At 75.6% G+C, this 19767-nt stretch carries 19 protein-coding genes; 7 read left to right on the top strand and 12 right to left on the bottom strand.

Features of this window, described 5'->3' with window-relative positions:
• Positions 1-25: 25 nt before the first annotated feature.
• Both ACWGB8_RS21470 and ACWGB8_RS21465 read left to right on the top strand, forming a co-directional pair.
• Positions 26-616 (top strand): GNAT family N-acetyltransferase, encoded by a 591-nt coding sequence (locus ACWGB8_RS21470; RefSeq protein WP_452215138.1) that lies wholly within the window; start codon positions 26-28, stop codon positions 614-616.
• Positions 617-714: 98 nt separating this feature from the next.
• The gene (locus ACWGB8_RS21465; protein WP_452215137.1) at positions 715-1389 is read left to right on the top strand and encodes a hypothetical protein; all 675 of its coding nucleotides are present in this window, start codon (positions 715-717) and stop codon (positions 1387-1389) included.
• Positions 1390-1426: 37 nt separating this feature from the next.
• On the opposite strand, the gene ACWGB8_RS21460 is transcribed toward ACWGB8_RS21465, so the two are convergent.
• The gene (locus ACWGB8_RS21460; RefSeq protein ID WP_452215136.1) at positions 1427-2401 is read right to left on the bottom strand and encodes a helix-turn-helix transcriptional regulator; all 975 of its coding nucleotides are present in this window, start codon (positions 2399-2401) and stop codon (positions 1427-1429) included.
• Between the two features lie 101 nt (positions 2402-2502).
• Between ACWGB8_RS21460 and ACWGB8_RS21455 the strand changes: the two genes are divergently transcribed.
• The gene (locus ACWGB8_RS21455; RefSeq protein WP_452215135.1) at positions 2503-2904 is read left to right on the top strand and encodes a RidA family protein; all 402 of its coding nucleotides are present in this window, start codon (positions 2503-2505) and stop codon (positions 2902-2904) included.
• Positions 2905-3132: 228 nt separating this feature from the next.
• Here the strand turns inward: ACWGB8_RS21455 and ACWGB8_RS21450 are convergent, their stop codons facing one another.
• The 8 genes from ACWGB8_RS21450 to ACWGB8_RS21415 form a co-directional block, all read right to left on the bottom strand.
• A complete protein-coding gene (locus ACWGB8_RS21450) occupies positions 3133-3513 on the bottom strand; it encodes a hypothetical protein (RefSeq protein ID WP_452215134.1) in 381 nt (126 codons plus the stop codon).
• Between the two features lie 209 nt (positions 3514-3722).
• The gene (locus ACWGB8_RS21445; RefSeq protein ID WP_452215133.1) at positions 3723-4943 is read right to left on the bottom strand and encodes a helix-turn-helix domain-containing protein; all 1221 of its coding nucleotides are present in this window, start codon (positions 4941-4943) and stop codon (positions 3723-3725) included.
• Between the two features lie 130 nt (positions 4944-5073).
• On the bottom strand, positions 5074-5859 hold the full coding sequence (locus ACWGB8_RS21440) for a DUF4232 domain-containing protein (protein ID WP_452215132.1): 786 nt from the start codon (positions 5857-5859) through the stop codon (positions 5074-5076).
• Between the two features lie 376 nt (positions 5860-6235).
• Entirely contained in the window at positions 6236-6679 is a 444-nt protein-coding gene (locus ACWGB8_RS21435; protein ID WP_452215131.1) for a DUF2690 domain-containing protein, read from the bottom strand.
• A gap of 154 nt (positions 6680-6833) precedes the next feature.
• Positions 6834-7244, bottom strand: coding sequence for a hypothetical protein (locus tag ACWGB8_RS21430; RefSeq protein WP_452215130.1), 411 nt, complete (start codon positions 7242-7244; stop codon positions 6834-6836).
• A 150-nt stretch (positions 7245-7394) separates the two neighbouring features.
• Positions 7395-8390, bottom strand: a complete 996-nt coding sequence (locus tag ACWGB8_RS21425) for an ROK family protein (RefSeq protein WP_452215129.1) — start codon at positions 8388-8390, stop codon at positions 7395-7397.
• Complete coding sequence (locus ACWGB8_RS21420; protein WP_452215128.1) at positions 8387-10501, bottom strand: beta-galactosidase; 2115 nt, start codon at positions 10499-10501, stop codon at positions 8387-8389. The genes ACWGB8_RS21425 and ACWGB8_RS21420 overlap by 4 nt, the downstream gene beginning before the upstream one ends.
• Positions 10498-11652: a zinc-dependent alcohol dehydrogenase gene (locus tag ACWGB8_RS21415; protein WP_452215127.1), complete on the bottom strand. Its 1155-nt coding sequence runs from the start codon at positions 11650-11652 to the stop codon at positions 10498-10500. The genes ACWGB8_RS21420 and ACWGB8_RS21415 overlap by 4 nt, the downstream gene beginning before the upstream one ends.
• A gap of 47 nt (positions 11653-11699) precedes the next feature.
• Between ACWGB8_RS21415 and ACWGB8_RS21410 the strand changes: the two genes are divergently transcribed.
• Positions 11700-12575: an SDR family oxidoreductase gene (locus tag ACWGB8_RS21410; RefSeq protein ID WP_452215126.1), complete on the top strand. Its 876-nt coding sequence runs from the start codon at positions 11700-11702 to the stop codon at positions 12573-12575.
• Between the two features lie 26 nt (positions 12576-12601).
• On the opposite strand, the gene ACWGB8_RS21405 is transcribed toward ACWGB8_RS21410, so the two are convergent.
• The 3 genes from ACWGB8_RS21405 to ACWGB8_RS21395 are packed head-to-tail and all read right to left on the bottom strand — an operon-like array spanning position 12602 to position 16781.
• Complete coding sequence (locus ACWGB8_RS21405) at positions 12602-13855, bottom strand: hypothetical protein (RefSeq protein WP_452215125.1); 1254 nt, start codon at positions 13853-13855, stop codon at positions 12602-12604.
• A 32-nt stretch (positions 13856-13887) separates the two neighbouring features.
• The gene (locus tag ACWGB8_RS21400) at positions 13888-14796 is read right to left on the bottom strand and encodes an inositol monophosphatase family protein (RefSeq protein ID WP_452215124.1); all 909 of its coding nucleotides are present in this window, start codon (positions 14794-14796) and stop codon (positions 13888-13890) included.
• A complete protein-coding gene (locus ACWGB8_RS21395; protein ID WP_452215123.1) occupies positions 14793-16781 on the bottom strand; it encodes an aminotransferase class III-fold pyridoxal phosphate-dependent enzyme in 1989 nt (662 codons plus the stop codon). Before ACWGB8_RS21395 ends, ACWGB8_RS21400 begins: the two co-directional genes overlap by 4 nt.
• Positions 16782-17015: 234 nt before the next feature.
• Between ACWGB8_RS21395 and ACWGB8_RS21390 the strand changes: the two genes are divergently transcribed.
• From ACWGB8_RS21390 to ACWGB8_RS21380, 3 genes are read left to right on the top strand one after another with little or no spacing between them, the layout of a single operon-like run.
• Complete coding sequence (locus ACWGB8_RS21390; RefSeq protein ID WP_452215122.1) at positions 17016-18032, top strand: PfkB family carbohydrate kinase; 1017 nt, start codon at positions 17016-17018, stop codon at positions 18030-18032.
• Positions 18029-18748 (top strand): HAD family hydrolase, encoded by a 720-nt coding sequence (locus ACWGB8_RS21385; protein ID WP_452215121.1) that lies wholly within the window; start codon positions 18029-18031, stop codon positions 18746-18748. The genes ACWGB8_RS21390 and ACWGB8_RS21385 overlap by 4 nt, the downstream gene beginning before the upstream one ends.
• Positions 18745-19629 (top strand): glycosyltransferase, encoded by an 885-nt coding sequence (locus tag ACWGB8_RS21380; protein WP_452215120.1) that lies wholly within the window; start codon positions 18745-18747, stop codon positions 19627-19629. The genes ACWGB8_RS21385 and ACWGB8_RS21380 overlap by 4 nt, the downstream gene beginning before the upstream one ends.
• Positions 19630-19767: the final 138 nt, after the last annotated feature.

The raw sequence follows: 19767 nt of genomic DNA, 5'->3' as shown, positions 1-19767 counted from the left end.
CGGTGGCCCCGCATACGATCAACCCGTGAACGACACCGCCGACACCGTCGAACTGCACGCGACCGCGATACTTACCGCCCCCGCCCTCGTCCTGCGCCCCTGGCGCCCCGAGGACGCCGCCGCCCTCGTCGAGGCCTACCGCGACCCCGTGCTGCGCCACTGGACGACCTCGGTCGTGACGAACGAGGCCGAGGCCCTGCACTGGATACGGACCCAGCAGCAGGGCTGGGAGGCGGGCGACCGGCTGAGCTTCGCGGTCCTCGAAGCGGCCCCGAACGCACCCCGTGGGCCGCTGGTCGGCAATGTGGTCCTCAAGAGGGCGGACCCCGGCGGCCCGTCCGCGGAGGTGGGCTACTGGACCGCCGCGCACGCCCGGGGCAAGGGTGTGGCGCCGCGGGCGCTGGAGGCCCTCACCGCCTGGGCCTTCGACCGGCTCGGCCCTGATGGCGCACAGCGGTTGGAGCGGCTGGAGCTGTTGCACCAGGTGGACAACCCGGCCTCCTGTCGGGTGGCGGAGAAGACCGGGTACGCCTTCGACCGTGTCCTGTCCGCGCTGCCGCCCGAGTTCCCGCTCGACGGCCACCTGCACGTACGCCACCGGGACGGTTCCGCGTAGCGCGCGGCCGACCGTAAGGGGCGCAGTGGGCGCAGGCGGGCAGGCCCGGTACGGGACAATCGGCAGGCGTCCGCCGACCCCGACACCAAGGCCACCCCATGACCTCCACCGCCGAGCCCGCTGCCGAGACCGCGGCGGCCGCCGCGACATCCGCGACATCCGCGACATCCGCGACATCCGCGACCCCGGCGACCGCCGCGTACCGCCTCGCGCGCGGCCTGACCGACTGGATCGACCCCAAGAACGTCATCATCGGGGTCTCCCTGGCCATCGGCTGCGGGCTCTACGGGTGGAAGGGGCTCGGCTGGGCGGTCATCGCGATACTCTTCGCCGCCGTCCTGCCCATGGCGTACATCCTCTACGTCAAGGGCGACGGCACCTGGGCCAACCGGCATCTGACGGATCGTCAGCAGCGGGTCAGCGTGCTGCCCGCGGTCAGCCTCTCGGTGGCCGTCGGCCTCGGACTGGAGGCCGCCACCGGTGCGCCCGATCCGCTCCTCGCGATGACGGCCGCCATGTGGGCCACCATCACCGTCATCTGGCCGATCACCGCGCTCGCCCGGTACCAGATCAGCGCCCATGTGGCCGTGCTCGGCGGGGCGCTGGCGATGCTCGCCCAGGCCTACGGCCCGCTGTGGCTGGCCGGGTTCGCCCTGGTCGCGGTCCTCGGCTGGGCCCGGGTGGCCGTCCGCGAGCACACGCTCTCCCAGGTCCTCACCGGCACCGCCCTCGGCCCCCTCGTCGCCGGCACCGTCTACGCGGTCCTGCACTAGCACCCCCGCGCGTGCCCGAGCGGGTCGGCGTCCCCGCTCAGCGCGCCGCGCCGTAACAGGAGACGATCGCGGCGGCGCGGTCGTGCAGCGAGTCGCGCAGCCACTGCGGGGCCAGGGCCTCGGCGCCCGTGGCGAGTTGCCACAGCGCCCATTCGGCGTGCCGCCGGTCCTGGAAGTTCACCTCCAGTCGCAGCCGGCCGTCCGGGTCGGTCTCCTCGGAGCGGAGCGCGACCGCGGTGCCCAGCAGCTCGTCGCGGCGCGCCGGGTCCAGCCGTACCAGCACGGTGACCTGGTCGTCGCCGGCCCGGAACTGCGTGCTGCGCTCCTGCCACGCCCGGTCCAGGTCGACCCGGTCCGGCCGCTGGGCGGCCTCGGGCAGTTCCTCGGCGGCCCGGATCCGGGACAGCCGGTAGGTGCGGTCCGCGCCGGACCTCGTGGCCAGCAGGTAGCCGTGGCCGCGCACGGTGACCAGGCCGATCGGGTCCACCGTGCGCCACTCCGGGGCCCGGTCCGCGGCGGCGTAGCGGATGCGCAGCTTGTGGCCGGCGAGCACCGCGCGCCGGACCTCGGAGACGACCGCGTCGGGCAGTTCCTCCGGGACCACCCGCCGGGCGAGCAGGTCGGTCTCCGGGTCGATGAGCAGCCGGCGGGCCGCGCCGGTCGCGGTGGTGCGGTAGTCCTCGGGGAGCGCGTCGACCACCTTGAGCATGGCCGAGGCGAGCGCCGAGCCGAGGCCGAACGCCTGCGCGCCGCGGCGCGATCCGGCGACCAGCAGGGCGAGCGCCTCGTCGTGGTTCAGGCCGGTGAGCTCGGTCCGGAAGCCGGGCAGCAGGGCGAAACCGCCGTTGCGGCCGCGTTCGGCGTAGACCGGGACGCCCGCTACGGACAGCGCCTCGATGTCGCGCAGCACGGTGCGGGTGGACACCTCCAGCTCGCGGGCCAGCGTGGTCGCGGACAGCCGGCCGTGCTGTCGGAGCAGCAGCACCAGCGAGACCAACCGATCGGCGCGCATGCGGAAACCGTACCGGAATACCTGACACAGGATGTCGTGGTTCCGCTGCGAGGCTCTTCCTGCACCACAACAGCCCCATTGCACACGAGAGGTGACCCGTCATGGCACACGCCATCGTCAACCCGGACGGTCTGCACAACCCGGTCCCGTTCGGCTACAGCCACACCGCCGCCGTCCCCGCGGGGACGGACCTGGTGTTCGTCGCCGGCCAGTACGGATCGGACCCGGACGGCGCGGTCGTCTCGGCCGACTTCGCCGAACAGGTGAAGCGCACCTTCGACAACCTCGGCACCGCGCTCGCCGCCCACGGGCTCGACCTCGGCCACGTCGTCCAGCTCCGGACGTACGTGGTGAACCACGACGTCAGCAAGCTCGGCCCGATCGCCGGGGCCGTGCAGGAGCGCTGGGGCACGAAGCCGCCCACCCAGACCCTCATCGGCGTCGCGGGCCTGGCCACGCCCGACGTGCTGTTCGAGGTGGAGGCGGTCGCCGCCCGCCCCTGACCCCACGTCGCCCGTACCCCGCCCCGTGAGTGAGCCGTCTCGGCTCGCCCACGGGGCGTCGGAGGTGGTGCCGGCGGGGGCGGGCAGGATGCGGGCATGAGTTCCGAGTACCGCCCCGGCGACGTGCCGACGCTGGAGTGCCCGCCCTGCTCACACGGGGCTAGGCAGCGCTGGACCCGGCTCACCCGGGCGCGGCCGGTCGCAACTCTGCGCTTACCTGCGCGGCGGCTACTTCGCGTCCTTCTTCTTCTCTCGCCAGGACGGGTCGCTCAGGGCCGGGCTCGCCGCTGCGACGGCGGTGACGGCGGTCTGGATCTGCGTCGCGAACGTGGTCCGCAGGTGGTTCAGGACGGAGTCCCGCTGGGTCAGGGTGGTCCCGTCCAGCAGGTTGGTTCCGCTGTCGTCCACACCGCGCAGGTAGGCGCCGCCGAGGGTCGTGGTCGTGTCCGGGTGGACGTCGACGATCAGCTCGCGACCGCCCACCGTGGTCCGGATGTGCTTGGTGGCAAGCGTTCCGCCCTCCCAGTGCCAGGTGTAGCCGCCGGGATTGCCCGCGACCGTCTGGAACGCGGCGACGGTTCTCGCCTTGGGCGAGGGAGCTGTGGTCATGGGCGTCCTCCTGTACGGGGTGTGCCGAACCGGTCGGCGAGGCCGCACCGACGCCCCCCGACGTCGTGGGCACCAGTGTGCCGCCGCGGCGGGCCGACGCCCCCCGGCCGTGCCGGAGGGTACGGGAGCCCGCCCCGGCGCACGGTCCCGCCCGGCGCACGCTCCGCGCACACCCCGCCCGGGCGGGTCGAACGCTCGTCGGAAGGCTCTCAGTCCTCCGGCTGGGCGGGGCTCCAGTACTTGCCCTCGTACGAGTAGCCCGGCGCGCCGTGTACGCCGGCGGTGCGGAAGGGGCGGCCGTGGTCGTCGACCTTCAGGGTGCCCTGCCGGTCGCCGCTGCTCCACACCACGTCCAGGTACCAGCTGACGTCCTGGGCGCGGGTGGCGGCGTCGACCTGGAAGACCTGCGGGTCGGTGTCCGAGACGCGGTAAGGGAAGTCGGAGGTGGCGCCCTTGACGTTGCCCTCCTGTGCGGGGACCGGGACGGCCCGTGGCGCCGGGGCGTCGAGGTCCACGGCGAAGGCGGCCGGGGTGAGCTGCCCGCCGCAGCCGGAGCCGGGCGTGTAGGCGTTCCAGCGGGGCGCCGGCTGGGTGCTGACGACGTGCACGTACGCGGCGTGCAGGACGACGGGGGTGGCGCCGGCGCCCTGCGCGGTCAGCTGCAGACGCAGGTGCCCGCCGGGTACGGCCTGCTGCGCCGCCGCCCAGCTGCCGATGGCGGCGGCGGAGTCCGGGGGCGGGGCCACCTGGCCGGGGGCGCGCGGTGACAGGAACCACTGGCCGCAGGCGCTGCCCCAGTTGTCCGTCAGGACGCTGACGTGGAAGGGGGCCGGGACCTCCGCGGGCGGCGCCGTGGCGGTGGCGGTGGGGGCCGGGGTGGTGGGGGCCGAGGTGCCGGGCCCGGGGGAGGGCGGGGCCGCGACGGCGGCGGAGGCGGTCGGGTTCGTCGGCGGGGCGGCGGTCGGGGTGGCGGTGCCGCGCAGGGCGAAGGCCGCCGCCGCGGCGGCCAGCACGGCGACCGTGGCCGCGCTCAGCAGCACCCGGGTGCGGGTCCTGCCCGGTCGGTCACGCTCGGCCGCCGCCGGTGAAGAAACGACCTGCACCGTCTCGACGGCCTCCACCGCCTCGTCCGTCCCCGTCCCTGCCGCGGTCTCCGGCTGCGCCGCCGCCGGGCCCGGCTCGCGGCGCCGTGCCGCGTCCGCCACGATCCAGCGGCGGTGCAGTTCGACGAGTTCGGCGTCGGTCGCCCCGCACGCCCGGGCGAACCGCTCCACCGGCGCGTACTCGGTGGGGACGGCGGCACCGTTGCAGTAGCGGTGCAGCGTCGAGGTGCTGACGTGCAGCCGGGTCGCGAGCGCGCCGTAGCTGCGGCCCGAACGCTCCTTCAGCTCGCGCAGCATCGCCGCGAACCCGTCGGTCTCGACTCCCATGCTCTGCCTTCCCCGCCCGTGCCCGCCCGGCTCCCCGCCGAATTCGCAGCTCACGGTACCTGCTGCGGTTCGGGGATCCCGAATCCGGGGGAGCGACGGGCGGACAGGCGGGGCGGGGCACAGCCGGGGCTCAGAGTTGGCGGTCCGCCCCGGCGGCCGAGGCCGCGGCGTCCGCGACGGTGGCCCGGTACAGGCCGAGCCGCGGCTTGAGCACCTTCGCACCGGGCCCGAGCGGGAGGTTCACGGTCTCCGCGGTGGGCATGTGGTCGCCGTCGGCGAGCACGTTCACCTCGTCGATGCCGGGCACGGTGCCGCCGGCCGCGCCGGAGGGGTTCAGGTCGAGCACCGCGTACACGGTCTGTCCGGCCGCGACGGGGAAGGCGGGGGCGCCGCCCAGGCCGCCGGGCACCAGCGGCTTGACGTCCTTGCTGCGGTCCGCGGACCGCGAGTCGCCCAGGTTCACCAGCGGGAAGTAGCTGAGGCCGCAGGAGCGGGGGCCCTGGTTGTGCACCTCGATGACCCGCTGCGTGGGCGCCCCGGAGCGGGCGGTCAGGCGCACCGTCAGCTGCTTGCTCTCGCACGGGTGGCCGTAGGCGTACGCGTCACCGTCCGAACCGCCCGCAGTGCCGGAGCCGCCGGTCGCCGAGGTCGCACCGGTAGGGCCGGCCGCCGGGTGGCTGGGCGCGGTGGAGGCGGCGGGTCGGGCCGCGGGCGCACCGCTGGCCGCAGCCGACGGGGCACCCGCGGCACCAGGGGCCGACGGGGTCGCCGGCGTGGACGGTGCGGAAGCGGCGGAGGCGGTGGACTTCGCCGGCTGCGGGTCGGCCGTCACATCACCGGGCGAGCAGGCGGTCAGGGACAGGGCGGCGCCGACGGCGAGGACGGCAGGGACGAACAGGGCACGACGAACGGACATGGCGGACTTCCCCGTGGGATCGAAGGACGGTCGGAGGGCATTCCGGTACCGCGGCCAGGACGGCCGGGAGCGGTACGGGAGCCGGCCCGGCAGCGCAGGACAGCGCCGAGCCGGGGTGACGGGAAGCCGGCGGCCCCCGTCGACCACCACTCTGGCCCGCCGTCCGCCCCACCCGCCAGAGCCGCCCGCCGATCCGGGACGCTGGAACGCTTCCACCCCTCTGACCTGGGCATTCTCCCGCTCCTGGAACGCCCGGCCGGAACGCCTCCCGCGACCAGGAGGGCCGGAACAAGCCCTTCCGCCGCTACGAACGCGGCCCCCGGCCGCCCTCACGAAGAGGGCGGCCGGGGGGCCGAGGCCGAATCCGGGGGGACGGCTACCCTCCGCGCCGCCATGCACCGCACTCCCACTGCCCGTCGACGTCCAGGATGCAGACCCGGTGCTTGCGGTCGGCCCCGACCATCGCGGTGAACGCCTCCGTGGACGCCTTGGTCGGCGCGTCGTACGACGGCCCGTCCAGGACCTGGATCCGCAGTGTCCAGCCGTCGGCCCGGTCCGCCTTGGCCCAGACCGCGTGACAACCCGGCGAATAGCGCGCCCACACGCGAGGCGTCTTCTGCGAGCCGGGCCGCACGTGACTGTTCGGGACGTCCCGTGCGTCGGCCCGGCAGCCCGAGGCCTCCGGATTCCTCCCGTCGCACGCATTGCCCCGGCAACCCGCCGCTGCGGAGGCCGGGAACGGCGCGGCCAGGGAAGGGCCCAGGAACGCGATCGCCGCGAGGGCCAGCGCGGCGGTCCTGGGGGTACGGAAGACAGTCATCACGGTCCTTTCGGCTGTGCGACCCGGTGGGGCGGGCCGCTTTCGTGCGTGCCCTGCCCGCGCCGCCGTCTTCACTCGCGGCGACCGGTGGACGGGCGGATGGACGGCCGGCTACAACGCGGCCGACTGACGGGGAATCGGCCCGCCGGGGTGCTCACCGCTCACCGCGGGTCGGGCCGCTGCCGCGCGGGCCGGTGCCGCGCCGGTCGGTGAGCAGGCCGGCCACCGAGAGGGCGCCCCAGCCGACCGAGACCACCAGCGCCATGGCGCGGTGGCGGCGGCGCGGAAGGGTCGGGACGAGCGTGACGGCATCGCCGAGGTCGGCGGCGATCCGCAGGACGGTGGCGGTGCGCAGGGTGCGGTCGTCGGGGGCGAGCAGCATCGCCAGCCCGTTGGCGGCGTCGCGGACGCCGAGCGGGCGCAGGCAGGTGGCGACGGCGCTCGGCACGGTGCCGTTTGGGCCGGCCAGGCCGGAGGGGCGGGCCAGCAGGCCGGGGCGGGCGGTGACGGCGAGGCCGTACAGGGCGGTGGCGGCGCCGACGGCGCGCAGCAGCGGACGGTGCATCGGCTTCCTTTCGACGCCGTGATCGTACGGCGGCCGGGGCGCCCCGGCCGCTGCGCCGCCCTGGAGGTCGGCGGGTCGGGTCCGCAGGCTTCCGGCCGCGGCGCCGCCCGAGCGATCGGACACCGGCCGGGTCCGCGGGCTCCCGGCGGCTCAGGGGGCGTCGTCGTCCGTGAGGCTGTCGTCCCCGAGGCTGTCGCCCGCGAGGCTGTCGACCGCGAGAAGGGCGGCGCCGATCGCTCCGGCGTCGTTGGCGAAGCGGGCCGCCCGCAGCGGCACGGGCGGGCGGTCCCCGGCGGCGTAGAGCTCGCGGGCGAAGGAGGTGCGGGCCGGGCCGAGCAGCAGTTCGTCCGCGGTGATCGGGCCGCCGCCGACGACCAGGACGGACGGGTCGAACAGGTTGGCCAGGGCGGCGAGGCCGACGCCGGTGAGCACGCCGATCCGGTCCAGGATCGCCAGCGCCCGGAGGTCGCCGCCCCGGGCGGCCTCGGTGACCGCCTCGCCCGCGCGCAGGGCGTCGCGCCCGATCGAGCGGGCCAGTAGGGAGGCGGGGTGGTCGGCGGCGGCCTCGGCGCCGAGCCGGGCGATGGTGGCGCCGGAGGCCGAGACGCCCCAGCAGCCGTAGCGTCCGCACTCGCAGAGCGGGCCGTGCGGGTCGACCGTGAGGTGGCTGGCCTCGGTGGCGAAGCCGTGCGCGCCGCGCAGCAGGCGGCCGTCGACGACCACGCCGCAGCCGAGGCCGGTGCCCAGGGTCACCAGCACCAGGTGCCGGTGGCCGCGGCCCGCGCCGAGGCGGTACTCGGCCCAGGCGGCGGTGTTGGCGTCGTTGTCGGTCACCACGGGGAGTCCGGCGGCTTCGGCGATCAGTGTCCGGAGGGGGGCGCGGGCGAAGGCGAGGCCGGGGGCGTAGGCGAGTGCCCCGGTGCGGACGTCGACCATGCCCGGCAGGCCGACGCCGACCGCGGTGGTCCGTTCGTCGCGCACCTGCTCGACCAGGCCGGCGACGGCGGCGACCAGCTCGCCGGCGGTGCGGCGGGGGGTGGCGCAGCGGGCCCGCGCCGTCACGGTGCCGTCGGCGGCCACCCGGACCGCCGCGGTCTTGGTGGCGCCGACGTCGATGCCGACGCCCTCGGGAGCGGCGGGGGTCACGGGGTCTCCGGGAGGAGGACCCGGGCCCGGCCGTGGACCGCTTCGGTGCGGGTGGCGAAGGCGTCGGGGCCGCGGAGGGCGGACAGGTCGCAGGGCCGGTCGGTGCTGAGCAGGTCGGGTCCGACCCGGACCCGGACGGGCACGCCCGCGCCGGTCCGCTCGTCGAGGCCTTTGACGTAGCAGGCGCCGAGCCGGCCGTGCGTCACCCGGACGGCGGCGCAGCCGCCCGCGACGAGGTCGGCGGTGACGAGGTGCGGGCCGCAGCGGGTGCGGGCCTGGAGGGGGCTGCGGGTGCGGTTGAAGAGGAAGACGAGGAGGTCCTCGGGGTCGGCGGTGGTGCGGCGCAGTTCGAGCCAGGGGCCGGGTCTGGCGCGCGGGGGCGCCGGGCAGCCGGTGCGCAGCCACTGTTCGACGGCCGGCCCGATGGCGGTCGCGCCGGGCCGTACGGTGCGGACGGCGTACCGGCGTGCGGCGTCGGCCAGTTCGGTGCAGGGGCGCAGTCGTTCGTCCTGGCGGGGGAGTTCACCGATGAGGAGGAGCGGGCCGCCCCGTGCGGCGAGGTCGGCGAGGTGGTGTTGGAGGTCGCGTTCCATGAAGGGGCCGGAGGCGACGACCAGCGGGCCTGTGGCCGGGGTGCGGTCGGTCGTCTCCTCCAGTTGGAAGGGCAGGTTGCGGCGCAGGCAGTGGCTGACGAAGGGGATCAGGGTCCGCTCGGCCGGGGGGACGAGCGGTTCGCCCGCCCAGGCCCAGGCGCCGACGGCCGCGTACGGCGGGTGGACGGCCCAGCGCATGCCGGGTTCGGGGCGGGAGGTGGCGAGTGCGTCGTGCTGGCCGGCCAGGAAGTGGGTGAGGACCTGGAGGGCGGCGTAGGCCGGGCCGGGGGAGCCGTCGGCGCGGACGGGGGCGGCGTCGCCGTACGGCGGTGCGTACCGGGCGGGGTCGCCGGTGTTCGCGGAGGGGGGTACGGCGAGGTGCTCGCCCCAGTCCGTGGTGGCGCAGGCCGGGTAGACGGTGATGCCGGTGGCCCCGCAGGCCACGCCGAGCAGGCTGTGGTGGACGGGGACGACGGGGTGGGCGCAGCCCGGTCCGGCCCAGCGCAGGCCCCAGTTCTCCTCGATGTTGGGGCCCCGGCCGGCCTTGGCCGCCAGGACGTAGTTGAGCAGGGCCTCGTCGTCCGTCAGGACGTCGCCCGTCCAGCTGGTGTAGGCACGGGGGAGGGCGGGGGGTGCACCGATCCGGTTCCTGGCGAGCCAGGTGTCGTACCGTCCGGCGGCCCGTGCGGGGTTGCGGTCGGCCCTGGCGGGCGGGGAGCAGGTGGTGAGGACGGGGAGGTCGGGGCCGAGGGCTTCGGCGAGGCGGGCCGTTCCGCTGCGGAGGACCTCGGCCGACCACTGCGCCCAGCGGATCAGGGGCTGCGGATCGGCCGTGGAGAGCAGCCCGGTGGGCGGGGTGGGCGGGGTGGTTCCGGGGGCGCGGCGGGCGAAGTCCTCGGCGGCGGGTTGGGAGCGGTCGAGGGCGTCGATGGGCAGGGCGGTTTCGCCGTAGTGGCCCTCGTTGCCGATCTGGACGGCGACGACGGGGCCGTGCGGGTGCAGGTAGGGCCGCAGGAACCGTCCGACGGCGTGCAGCCAGTCCGTGGCGTCGGCGAGGAACAGCGGGTCCAGGACGGAGGGGAGGGTGAACTGCTGGTAGGGCAGCGGCCGTCCGTCGGCCGAGCGGGCGGGGTGCCGGCGCGGGTCGAGGGTGGGGCTGAGGCGGTCGGGCAGTCCGCCGAAAGGGAGTTCGGCGTGGACGAAGGGGCCGGGCTTGGGCAGGGCGAGCAGGCCGGTGGCCGCGATCAGCTCCAGGAAGGCGGCGAGGTCGCGGTTGCCGTCGCCGTCGAAGCGGAGCCGTCGGCCGCCCGCCTCGGTGGTCTCGTGGTGGCGCCAGGGGACGTAGCAGGTCACCACCTCGATGCCGGCCTCGCGCAGTGCGGCCAGCTTGGGTGCCCAACGGCGGGGGCGGTCGCGGTAGTAGGGGTACTCGCCGGCGAGGAGGAAGCGGGGCCGGCCGTCCAGGACGAGCGCCCCGTCGGCGAAGGCGGGGCGGGCGGCGAGGCGTACGGTGCTCATCCGGCGGGCTCCTCTTCGGTGGCGGTGGCGGTGGCGGTGGCGGTGGCGGTGGCGGGGTTCGTGACGCGGCGCCCGGCGACGCGGTCGATGGTGCGGTCGGCGGCGAGGTCTCCCGCGAGGTCCGGGTCGAGTTCCGCGGCGCGGCCCGGCGCGAGCAGTACCTTCAGGGCGCCGTACCCCGCGTGCGGGCCGTCCGGTGCGACCGCCAGCAGGGCGAGGGCCTCGGCGCAGCAGTCGAGCGGCAGGACGTGGGTCACCAGCCGTTCGAGCGGCAGGTCCCGGGCGAGGTCGACGGCGAACGCGAAGTCCTCGGGCCGGTACGGTCCGGCGCCCACCAGCCGGATCCCGCGGGTGGCCAGGGCGCGCAGCGGGACGTCGGCGGTGGTGCCCTCCCGTTCGCCCATCACCACCACGGTGCCGCCGGGCTCCAGTGCGTCGAGTACGCCGTCGGGCAGCGTGCCGGTGGTGTCGACGACGACGTCGGGCGCGAGGGCGCGGAGCGGCTCCTCGGGGGCGGGCACCCGGACCGTCGGCGGCAGGATCCGGCGGGCGATGTCCGCGCGTACGGGGTCGTGCTCGGCCAGGGCGACGTGGGCGCCGCGGTGGGCCAGGACCAGCGCGCAGAGGGCGCCGATCGGGCCGCCGCCGAGCACCAGCACCCGGTCGTCGCGGTGCGGCCGGGCCGCGCGCAGGTTGTTGAGGACGCAGGCGAGCGGTTCGACCAGGGCCCCGCGCCGGTAGGTCACCGGGGCGGGGAGCCGGTGGACGGAGCGTTCGGGGACGACGGCGAAGTCGGCCATCGTCCCGTCCCGGTCGACGCCGACCTCCCGGCCCTCCTTGGCCGTGCAGTGGGCCGCGCGGCCGCGGCGGCAGGGGCCGCACCGGCCGCAGTGGTAGGTCGGGTTGACGACGACCCGTTCGCCCGGTGCCACGGAGGTCACGCCGGGGCCGATCGCCGCTACCGCGCCGGCCGCCTCGTGCCCGAGCACCACGCCGGGCTCGGCCGGGAACTCGCCCCGCAGGATCGCCCGGTCCGTCCCGCAGATCCCGGTGGCGACCACCCCGACCAGGACCTCGCCGGCCCCGCAGGACGGGCGCTCCCGGTCCCGGAGGGCCGCCCGGCCCACGCCCTCGAACACGACGGCCTTCATGGCGTCCTCCTGCCCGGATCATCCCGCATTGTCATACAGTGCCCGTCATGGTCATGTGGTGGCAGCAGGGCGCAGACGCACTCCCGCCCGGCCGGCGGCGGAGGATCCTGCTGCTCGGCGCCTCGGGGTACGTGGGCGGCGGGCTGTGGGCGTCCTGGGCGCGGCGCCACGAGGTCGTCGGCACCTTCGCCACCCGGCCCGCCCCGGGCCTGGTGCCGCTGGACCTGGGCGACGAGCCGCGGCTGGCCGCGCTGGCGGCGGACGGCTTCGACCTGGTCGTGCACGCGGCCGGCCTGGTCCCGCTGGAGGCCGCCGAGGCCGATCCGGCGCTGGCCCACCGCCTCAACGTGCGGCCCGTGCAGGTGCTGCTGGAGGCCGTGCGCGGGACGGGCGCGAAGCTGGTCCTGCTCTCCAGTGACAACGTCTTCGACGGCACCCGTGCGCGGTACACCGAGGACGACGTCCGCGCGCCCGTCAACGTCTACGGGCGGACCAAGGCGGCCGCCGAGGACCTGCTGCTCGCCGAGGGCGGCCACCTGGTGGTGCGGATCCCGCTGGTGTTCGGCCGCGGCCCCTGGGCGAACGGCTTCCTGGCCAGGCTGGAGCGGCCGGTGACCGCCGCCCGCACCGACCTGGTCTGCGCCCCCGTCTACCTGCCCAGCCTCGGCCCGGCCCTGGAGCGGCTGTGGGAGCGCACCGGCGTCGTCCACTACGGCGGCGGCGACGTGGTGACCAGGTTCGCGCTGATGTCCGCCGTGCAGCGGGCCCTGGACCTGCCGACCCGGGTGGTGGCCGCCGCGGGCGCGGAGGACGGCGCGGCGCCCCGCCCGCCGCGGCTGGTGCTGCGCAGCACCCGGCACGGCCTGCTGGGGCCCGGGCTCGGCCCGGCGCTCGCCCACCTGGCGCGGCCCGGGGCGCTCTGACGGTCCGTGGCGTCGGCGGTTCACGGTCAGCCGCCCGGGAGGTAGTCGGTGACCAGCGCGAGGTGGCTCGCGGCGTCCGCGCCGCCGGGGCGCCCGAGCCGGCCGGCGAGGTCGTTGATCAGCAGGGTGCCGAGCAGGTAGTGGCCGAGGGCGAGTTCCTCGGGCGAGGAGTGGCCGCCGCGCCGGTCGGGCTTGGGCTTGCGGTCGGAGAGCCGGCACGGGGCCTCCGCCAGGACGTGCAGGTCGTGGGTGAGCAGCAGCCGCTGCCGCCACTGCGGGTCGTCGCGGAACAGCTCCGCCAGGCCCTCGTCCGCCGCCAGGTGCGGCAGGAACCGGTGGACGGCCGCGCGGTAGCCCGGGAGGACCGGCTGCCGGAAGGCCACCCGGTAGCCGGAGCGCGCCGAGCCGTCCACCGCGAAGCCCAGCCGCAGGGCCGGATCCCACACGCTCAGGCTGAACAGCGTCTTCGCGAGGTCGTACACCGGGTCCCACGGTTCGGTGGAGCCGCGCGGGTCGATGATCCGGAAGTCCTCCGGCGGTGCGCCGGGGCCGGCGGGGACCAGCACGTTGCGGGTGTTGGCGTCGCCGTGCGCGGGGGCCATCAGCCGGGGCGGCGCGAGTGGGCCGAGCCGGTCCGCCAGGCGTTCCAGGACGGTCGGGGGGGCCTCGCAGGGCACGCCGTTGACCGTGACGCGGGCGGCGGCCGCCAGGTCGGCGGGCAGCGCCGCGCGCAGGGCGGGCAGCCGGCGCAGGAAGCGGCCGACGACCGTGCGCGCCGTGTGGTCGGGCGGGACGGGGTGCGACTGCACGGCGTACCCGTCGAGGACGAGCGTGCGGACGAGCGCCGTGCAGCGGGCGAAGAACTCCCCGGTGCCGTGCGGGCCCTGCCGCAGTGGCGCCGCGAGGTCCACGGACGGGTAGAAGGGCGTCGTGCAGGCGGACCAGCCGTCGCCGTCCACGGCGTGCCGCAGCGGCAGGTAGTGCGCCGCCAGCCGCGGCGCCCGGGCGCGCAGCAGCTCGATCTGGTCCCGCTTGCGGCGGAAGGACACCAGGTCGTGGCCGTCCACCGCGCCCGCCGCGGGCACCAGCACCTTGACCGCGAGGTCCTCCCCGGCCGGGCCGGTCGCCCGGTACACCCGGGCCGGGGAGCCGCCGTCCAGGATCTCGTGGCCGACCTCCAGGCCGAGCGCGCCGGTGACGGCCGCCAGGGCCGCCCGGTCGGTCCACCCGCCGGGCGGGCGGGCGGACGCGAGGGTGATCTGCCGGTGACCGTTCTCCACCGGGGCCTCCTTCCCGTGCACCGGGGCCGCCGCTACCAGCGGATCGAGTCGAGCAGCGCGGCGTGCAGCTCGGGGGTGCAGGCGGCGATGCACGAGCGCTGGTTGAGCGGGCCGATGTCCAGCAGCAGCGTGTCGCGCAGCGATTTGCCGTACGCGTCGGTGATGGTGACGCCGGCCCGCTCGGCCAGGTACACCGAGGCCGCGATGTCGTACGGGAACAGGTGCAGGATGCTGCCGTGCCCGACCCGGCGGAAGTCCGCCTCGGTCGCGGGCCGGTCGCGCAGCAGCCGGTTGCCGATGTCGACGTAGGCGTCCATCTGGCCGGTGATGATCCGTGAGATGGAGAACGAGGCGCTGTTGAACACGTACACGCCGCCGGTGTTGGCCGAGGCGTCGATCAGATGGCCGTAGGCGCCGGTCATCAGCTCCGCCGGGTGGCCGTTGAACTCCAGCGACCAGAACATCCGCGCGGGATCGACGGTGGACGACAGCCCGGGGACGGGCGCCGGGTAGCCGCTCGACTCGATCCCCGTGCCGTCGGCGTCCGCGTACAGCCAGTGGCCGGACTTGATCTCCTGGAGCATCGCGTACCGGATGTCCCCGATCACCGGGTCCGGGCCGAACGGGGCGGCGGCGATGGACACGCAGGCCATCTCCAGGTCGGCGGCGGCCCCGCGGGTGCCGTCGATCGGGTCGATGACCAGGACGTGCCCGGGGTCGCGGCCGATCGTGCGCAGCCCCTCGCTCTCGGTGTAGACGGCGACGGGCTCGCCGCGCTCGGTCAGGAAGTCCCAGGCGGCGCGTTCGGCGAGGACGTCGACCGGGAACTCGGCGTCCCCGCCCTTCGCCGTGCCCTGCACGTAGCGGCTGCCGACCTCGTGCAGCCCGTCGCGTACGGCCGCCCGGATCCGTCCGGACAGCTCCTGCACCAGGCCCCTCACGACGCGGCCAGGAAGAGTCGTTCCAGCAGGTCGCACATCTCGTCCGCCTCCTGACGGGTCATGATCAGCGCCGGCCGGACCTTCAGCACGTTGCCATGCCCGTACAGCGAGGTCCGCAGCAGCAGGCCGTGGTCCATACCGAGTTCGGCGAGCAGGTTGGTGCGGTCGGGGTCGGGCCGGCCGGTGCGGTCCACGATGTCGATGCCGATCATCAGGCCGACCCCGCGGACCTCCCGGACGAACGGCACCTTCGTGGCCAGCTCGCGCAGCCGCTCCATGACGTGCGCGCCGACGTCCCGCACGTTCTCCAGGAACCCGGGCCGGCCGATGACCTCCAGCGTCTTCAGGGCGGCCGCGGCGGCCAGCACGTTGCCGCCGAACGTCGAGTTGATGTGGTGGCCCTCCACCCCGGCCAGCCGGTCCTCGGTCAGGATGCCGGCGATCGGCATCCCGGAGCCGCCGAGCCCCTTGCCGAAGGTCAGCATGTGCGGGGCGACGCCGAAGTGGTCGGCGGCGAACATCCGGCCGGTGCGCCCGAAGCCGGTCTGGATCTCGTCGAAGACCAGCACGATGCCGCGCTCCTCGCACAGGTCCTTCAGCGCCTGGAGGTAGCCGTCGGGCGGGACCACGTTGCCGCCGTTGCCGCTGATCGGCTCCAGCACCACGCAGGCCACCCGTCCGGTGCTCGCGTAGTCGATGAAGTCGTTGATCCGCTCCACGCACAGCAGGCCGCAACTGGCCCGGTCCTGCCCGTAGAAGCAGCGCAGGCAGTGCGGGTCGGGGACGTGCACCACCCCGGGCAGGTGCGAGGGGAACGGGGTGCGGCGGAACGCGGCCCCCGAGGCGCCGATCATGCCGAGGGTCTGGCCCAGGTGCCCGCGGAAGAGCGTGACCACGTCCGAGTTCCCGGTGTGCACCTGGGCGATCTTCACGGCGCCCTCGTTGGCGTCCGACCCGCTCGCCGACTTCAGGTGCACCCGGGTGAGGTTGGGCGGGGACACCTCGGCCAGCTTCGCCACCAGGGCGTTCAGCGGTTCGGTCTGGAACTTCGAGGTGACGTGGATGAGCCGGCCGGCCTGCTCGCGGACGGTCTCGACGATCTCCGGATGGGCGTAGCCCAGGCTCAGGTTGAACGTCCCCGAGGAGCAGTCCAGATAGCGCCGGCCGTCCTCGGAGTAGAGGTACACGCCCTCCCCGCCGACCACCCGCAGGCGGTCCGGCAGGTAGTAGTAGTGCTGCAGGACGTCGGCGGCGTCCGGCGCGGAGGTCGCGGAGGTCGCGGGCGTCGCGGGCGGCCGCTTCGGGGCCGCGGTGCTGACAGGTTCCATCGGTTTCCTTCCGATAATTCCCGGCAGGTCGATCTGCTCGAACGAATCGATGCGCAGATCGGCCTCCCGGAGATCGAGCGCGGCGGTCATTCCGTTCGGAACGGCGACGCACCGGATTCCGGCGCCTTTCGCCGCACGCACCCCGCTCGGGGAATCCTCGAATGCGACCGCCTGCCCGGCCGGAATTCCCAGTGAGGCGAGCGCGGCGACATAGAGGTGCGGGGCCGGTTTCGCCTCGCTGCGGTTTCCGTCGGCGCACTGCACCGTGCTCCAGCCGTCGGCGATACCGCATTGCCGGGTGTACCGGGAGATCCATTCACGGGTGGAATTACTGACGATCCCGCGGGGGATCCCCAGCGAGTCGACCGCCCGCAGGACGCCGTGCACCCCGGGTCTGCTGGACAGTCCGTCCAACAGTTCGCGCTGCCGACAGCACACCCGGTCCTGCACCGTCCGGCGGTCCACGGGGCAGCCGGTGAGCTGTTCCAGATGCGTCCACAGATCGAACCCGATGGTGCCGACCACCGACGACCAGAGATCCGCCGGCAACTGGTGGCCGAATTCCGAGAAGACCTCCGCATGGGCGCGGAAGATCTCGGACTCCGGATCCCACAGGGTGCCGTCGAAATCGAAGAGGATTGCCTGCACCTCGTTCACGTGCGCCTCCCGTCCGGTGGCCGCTCGGTGATTGCGGCCACGGGGTTCTGCACGGAGCCCGTGAGCTCATTCGCCCATCATGGCGGAGCCGGTACGTACCCGCCATTCATAGTTCGTCGACGTACCCTCGATCGGAGCACTCCGCCCGGCGCGGCGCGGCCACCGGTGGTCCACTGGTGGGCGGCGCCGGCGTACGGCCGGCCGGGGGACGGGGAGCCGAGGAGCCACGGAGCCATGGACGAACACAACGGGCGCAACCGCGGCGGACGCGACGGGCGGAACCGCGGCGTGCGCGAGGGCAGGGACCGTGGTGAAAGCGGCGGCCGGGACCGCGGCGTGCGCGGCGACCGGGACCGCGGCGAACACGGCGGCCGCCCCCACCGGGCCGCGCGGACCCCCTCCGACGGCCCGCGGGTCGCCGTGGTGGGCCACACCGAATGGACCACCATCGCCGGCCTCGACAAGGTCCCCGCCGCCGGCGAGGTCACCCACGCCGAACACCTCTGGCGCGGCCCGGCCGGCGGCGGCGCCGTCGCCGCCGTCCGCCTCGCCGAACTCGCCGGCCGCTGCACCTTCTTCACCGCCCTCGGCGACGACCACGCCGGGCACCGCGCCCGCGCCGAACTCGAACACCGCGGCGTCCGGGTCCAGGCCGCCACCCGGGCCGGCCCCACCCGCGCCGCCGTCAGCATGGTCGACCGCACCGGCGAACGCACCACCGTCACCCTCGGCGAACGCCTCCAACCCGCCGCGAGCGACCCCCTCGACTGGACCGAACTCGCCGCCTGCGACGCCGTGTTCTTCACCGCCGGAGACGCCGACCTGCTGCGCCGGGCCCGACGGGCCGGGGTCCTCGTGGTCACCGCCAGGGAGTTCACCACCGTGCAGGAGGCCGGCGTCCGGGTCGACGCCCTGGTCGGCAGCGGCTGCGACCCCGCGGAACGCTGCGACCCGGCCCTGCTGCGCAGATCCCCCGACCTCGTCGTCAGCACCGAGGGCCACCGCGGCGGCACCTTCACCTGCGGCGGCCTGCCCCCGCGGCGCTACCGGCCCGCCCCTGCCCCCGGCCCCCTGGTCGACACCTACGGCGTCGGCGACAACTTCGCCGCCGTCCTCACCTACGCCCTCGCCGCCGGCACGGACACCGCCGAAGCCCTCGACCTCGCCGCCCGCCACGGCGCGGACTGCACCGCCCGGCGCGGACCCTTCGCCGAGGACCCGGCCCCCGCAGGACAGGCCGCCCGGACATGAGGCGGATCCTCCTCCTGTGGGACATCGACGGCACCCTGATCGACGACGGCGCCATCGGCCGCTCCGTCTACCCGGCCGCGTACGAACGCCTCACCGGCCGACCCGCCCGCCACCGGGTCCCCACCGACGGCCGCACCGAACTCGCCATCATGGACGAGCTGTTCGCCCGGCACGGCCTCACCCCGCCCGCACCGGAGCAGGTCGCCGCCGAACTGGCCGCACAACTGCACCGGCGCACCGCCGAACTCCGCACCGCCGGACGGGTCCTGCCCGGTGCCCGCGAAGCCCTGCACGCCCTGCGGGCCCGCGACGGGGTCACCCAGTCCGTCCTCACCGGCAACCTGCGCGCCAACGCCGCCCTGAAGCTGCGGCTGTTCGCCCTCGCCGACCACCTCGACCCCGCCGTCGGCGCCTACGGCGACGACGCCCGCGAACGCGCCGCCCTCGTCCCCGTCGCCCGCCGACGCGCCGAAACCGCGTACGGACACCCCGCCGAGCCCGTGCTCATCGGCGACACCCCGCACGACGTCCACGCCGCCCGCAGCTCCGGCGCCCGGGTGATCGCCGTCGCCACCGGCGCCCACGACGCCGCCGCCCTGCGGGAGGCCGGCGCCGACACGGTCCTGGCCGACCTGCGCGACACCGCCGCCGTCCTCCACGCGGTCCTCCACGCCGTGCCGGCACCCGCGCCGGTCACCTCCCGGAGCACCCCGTGAACGACCCCTCCCCGGTGCAGCTGGTCTCCGTCGTCATGCCCGCCCGCAACGCCGAAGCGACCATCGCCGAGCAACTCGACGCCCTGGCCCGCCAGAGCTACCCCGACCGCTGGGAACTCCTCGTCGTCGAGAACGGCTCCACCGACCGCACCCGCGCCCTCCTCGACACCTGGCGGCAGCGACTGCCCCGGCTCCGGATCGTCGACGCCGCCGGCCCCGGCGGCGTCAACCGCGCCCGCAACCTCGGCTGCCGGCACGCCCGCGGCGAACTCGTCCTCTGCTGCGACGCCGACGACGTCGCCGCCCCCGACTGGATCACCGCCATGGTCGACGCACTGCGCACCAGCCGCGCCGTCGGCGGCGCCCTCGAACGCCGACGGCTCAACGGCCACCCCGCCCTGGCCGCCCGCCCGCCGAAACAGGCCGACGCCCTGCTCGACACCTTCGCCTTCCTGCCCTACCCCGCCGGCGCCAACTGCGGCTTCCACAAGGACCTCTGGCAGCACCTCGGCGGCTTCGACGAGGACTACCGCTACGGCAGCGACGACGTCGAGTTCTTCTGGCGCGCCCAACTCGCCGGCCACCCCCTCGCCTTCGCGCCCCGCGCCGTCGTCCACTACCGGCTCCGCGACGACCCCCGCGCCATCGCCCGCCAGCTCTACCGCTACGGCCGCTCCCACCCCCAGCTCTACCGGGACTTCGCCCCGCACGGCATGCCCCGCTCCCGCCCCGCCGACATCGCCGCCGCCTGGTGGGACACCCTGCGCCACACCCCCGACCTCCTCGGACCCCCCGACCACCGCGCCGCCTGGCTCGCCCGCGCCGCCCTGCGCGCCGGCCGCCTCGTCGGCAGCCTCCGCCACCGCCGCTGCTACCTGTAGGCCGAAGCCCCGGCGGGCGCACCTCGGTGGACGGCTCCGCCGCGCCCGGAATGTCCGGCGACGCCCCGCCCGTGAGCCGCGGCGCCGGGACGCGGGCTTTTCGGCCGATTCCCCTCGGGCCCGACCGCGGCGGCAGTA

This window comes from Kitasatospora sp. NPDC054939, from assembly GCF_053610105.1.
The sequence above is the reverse complement of the archived record's forward strand: the minus strand, read 5'-3'. Positions and strand labels throughout refer to the sequence as shown.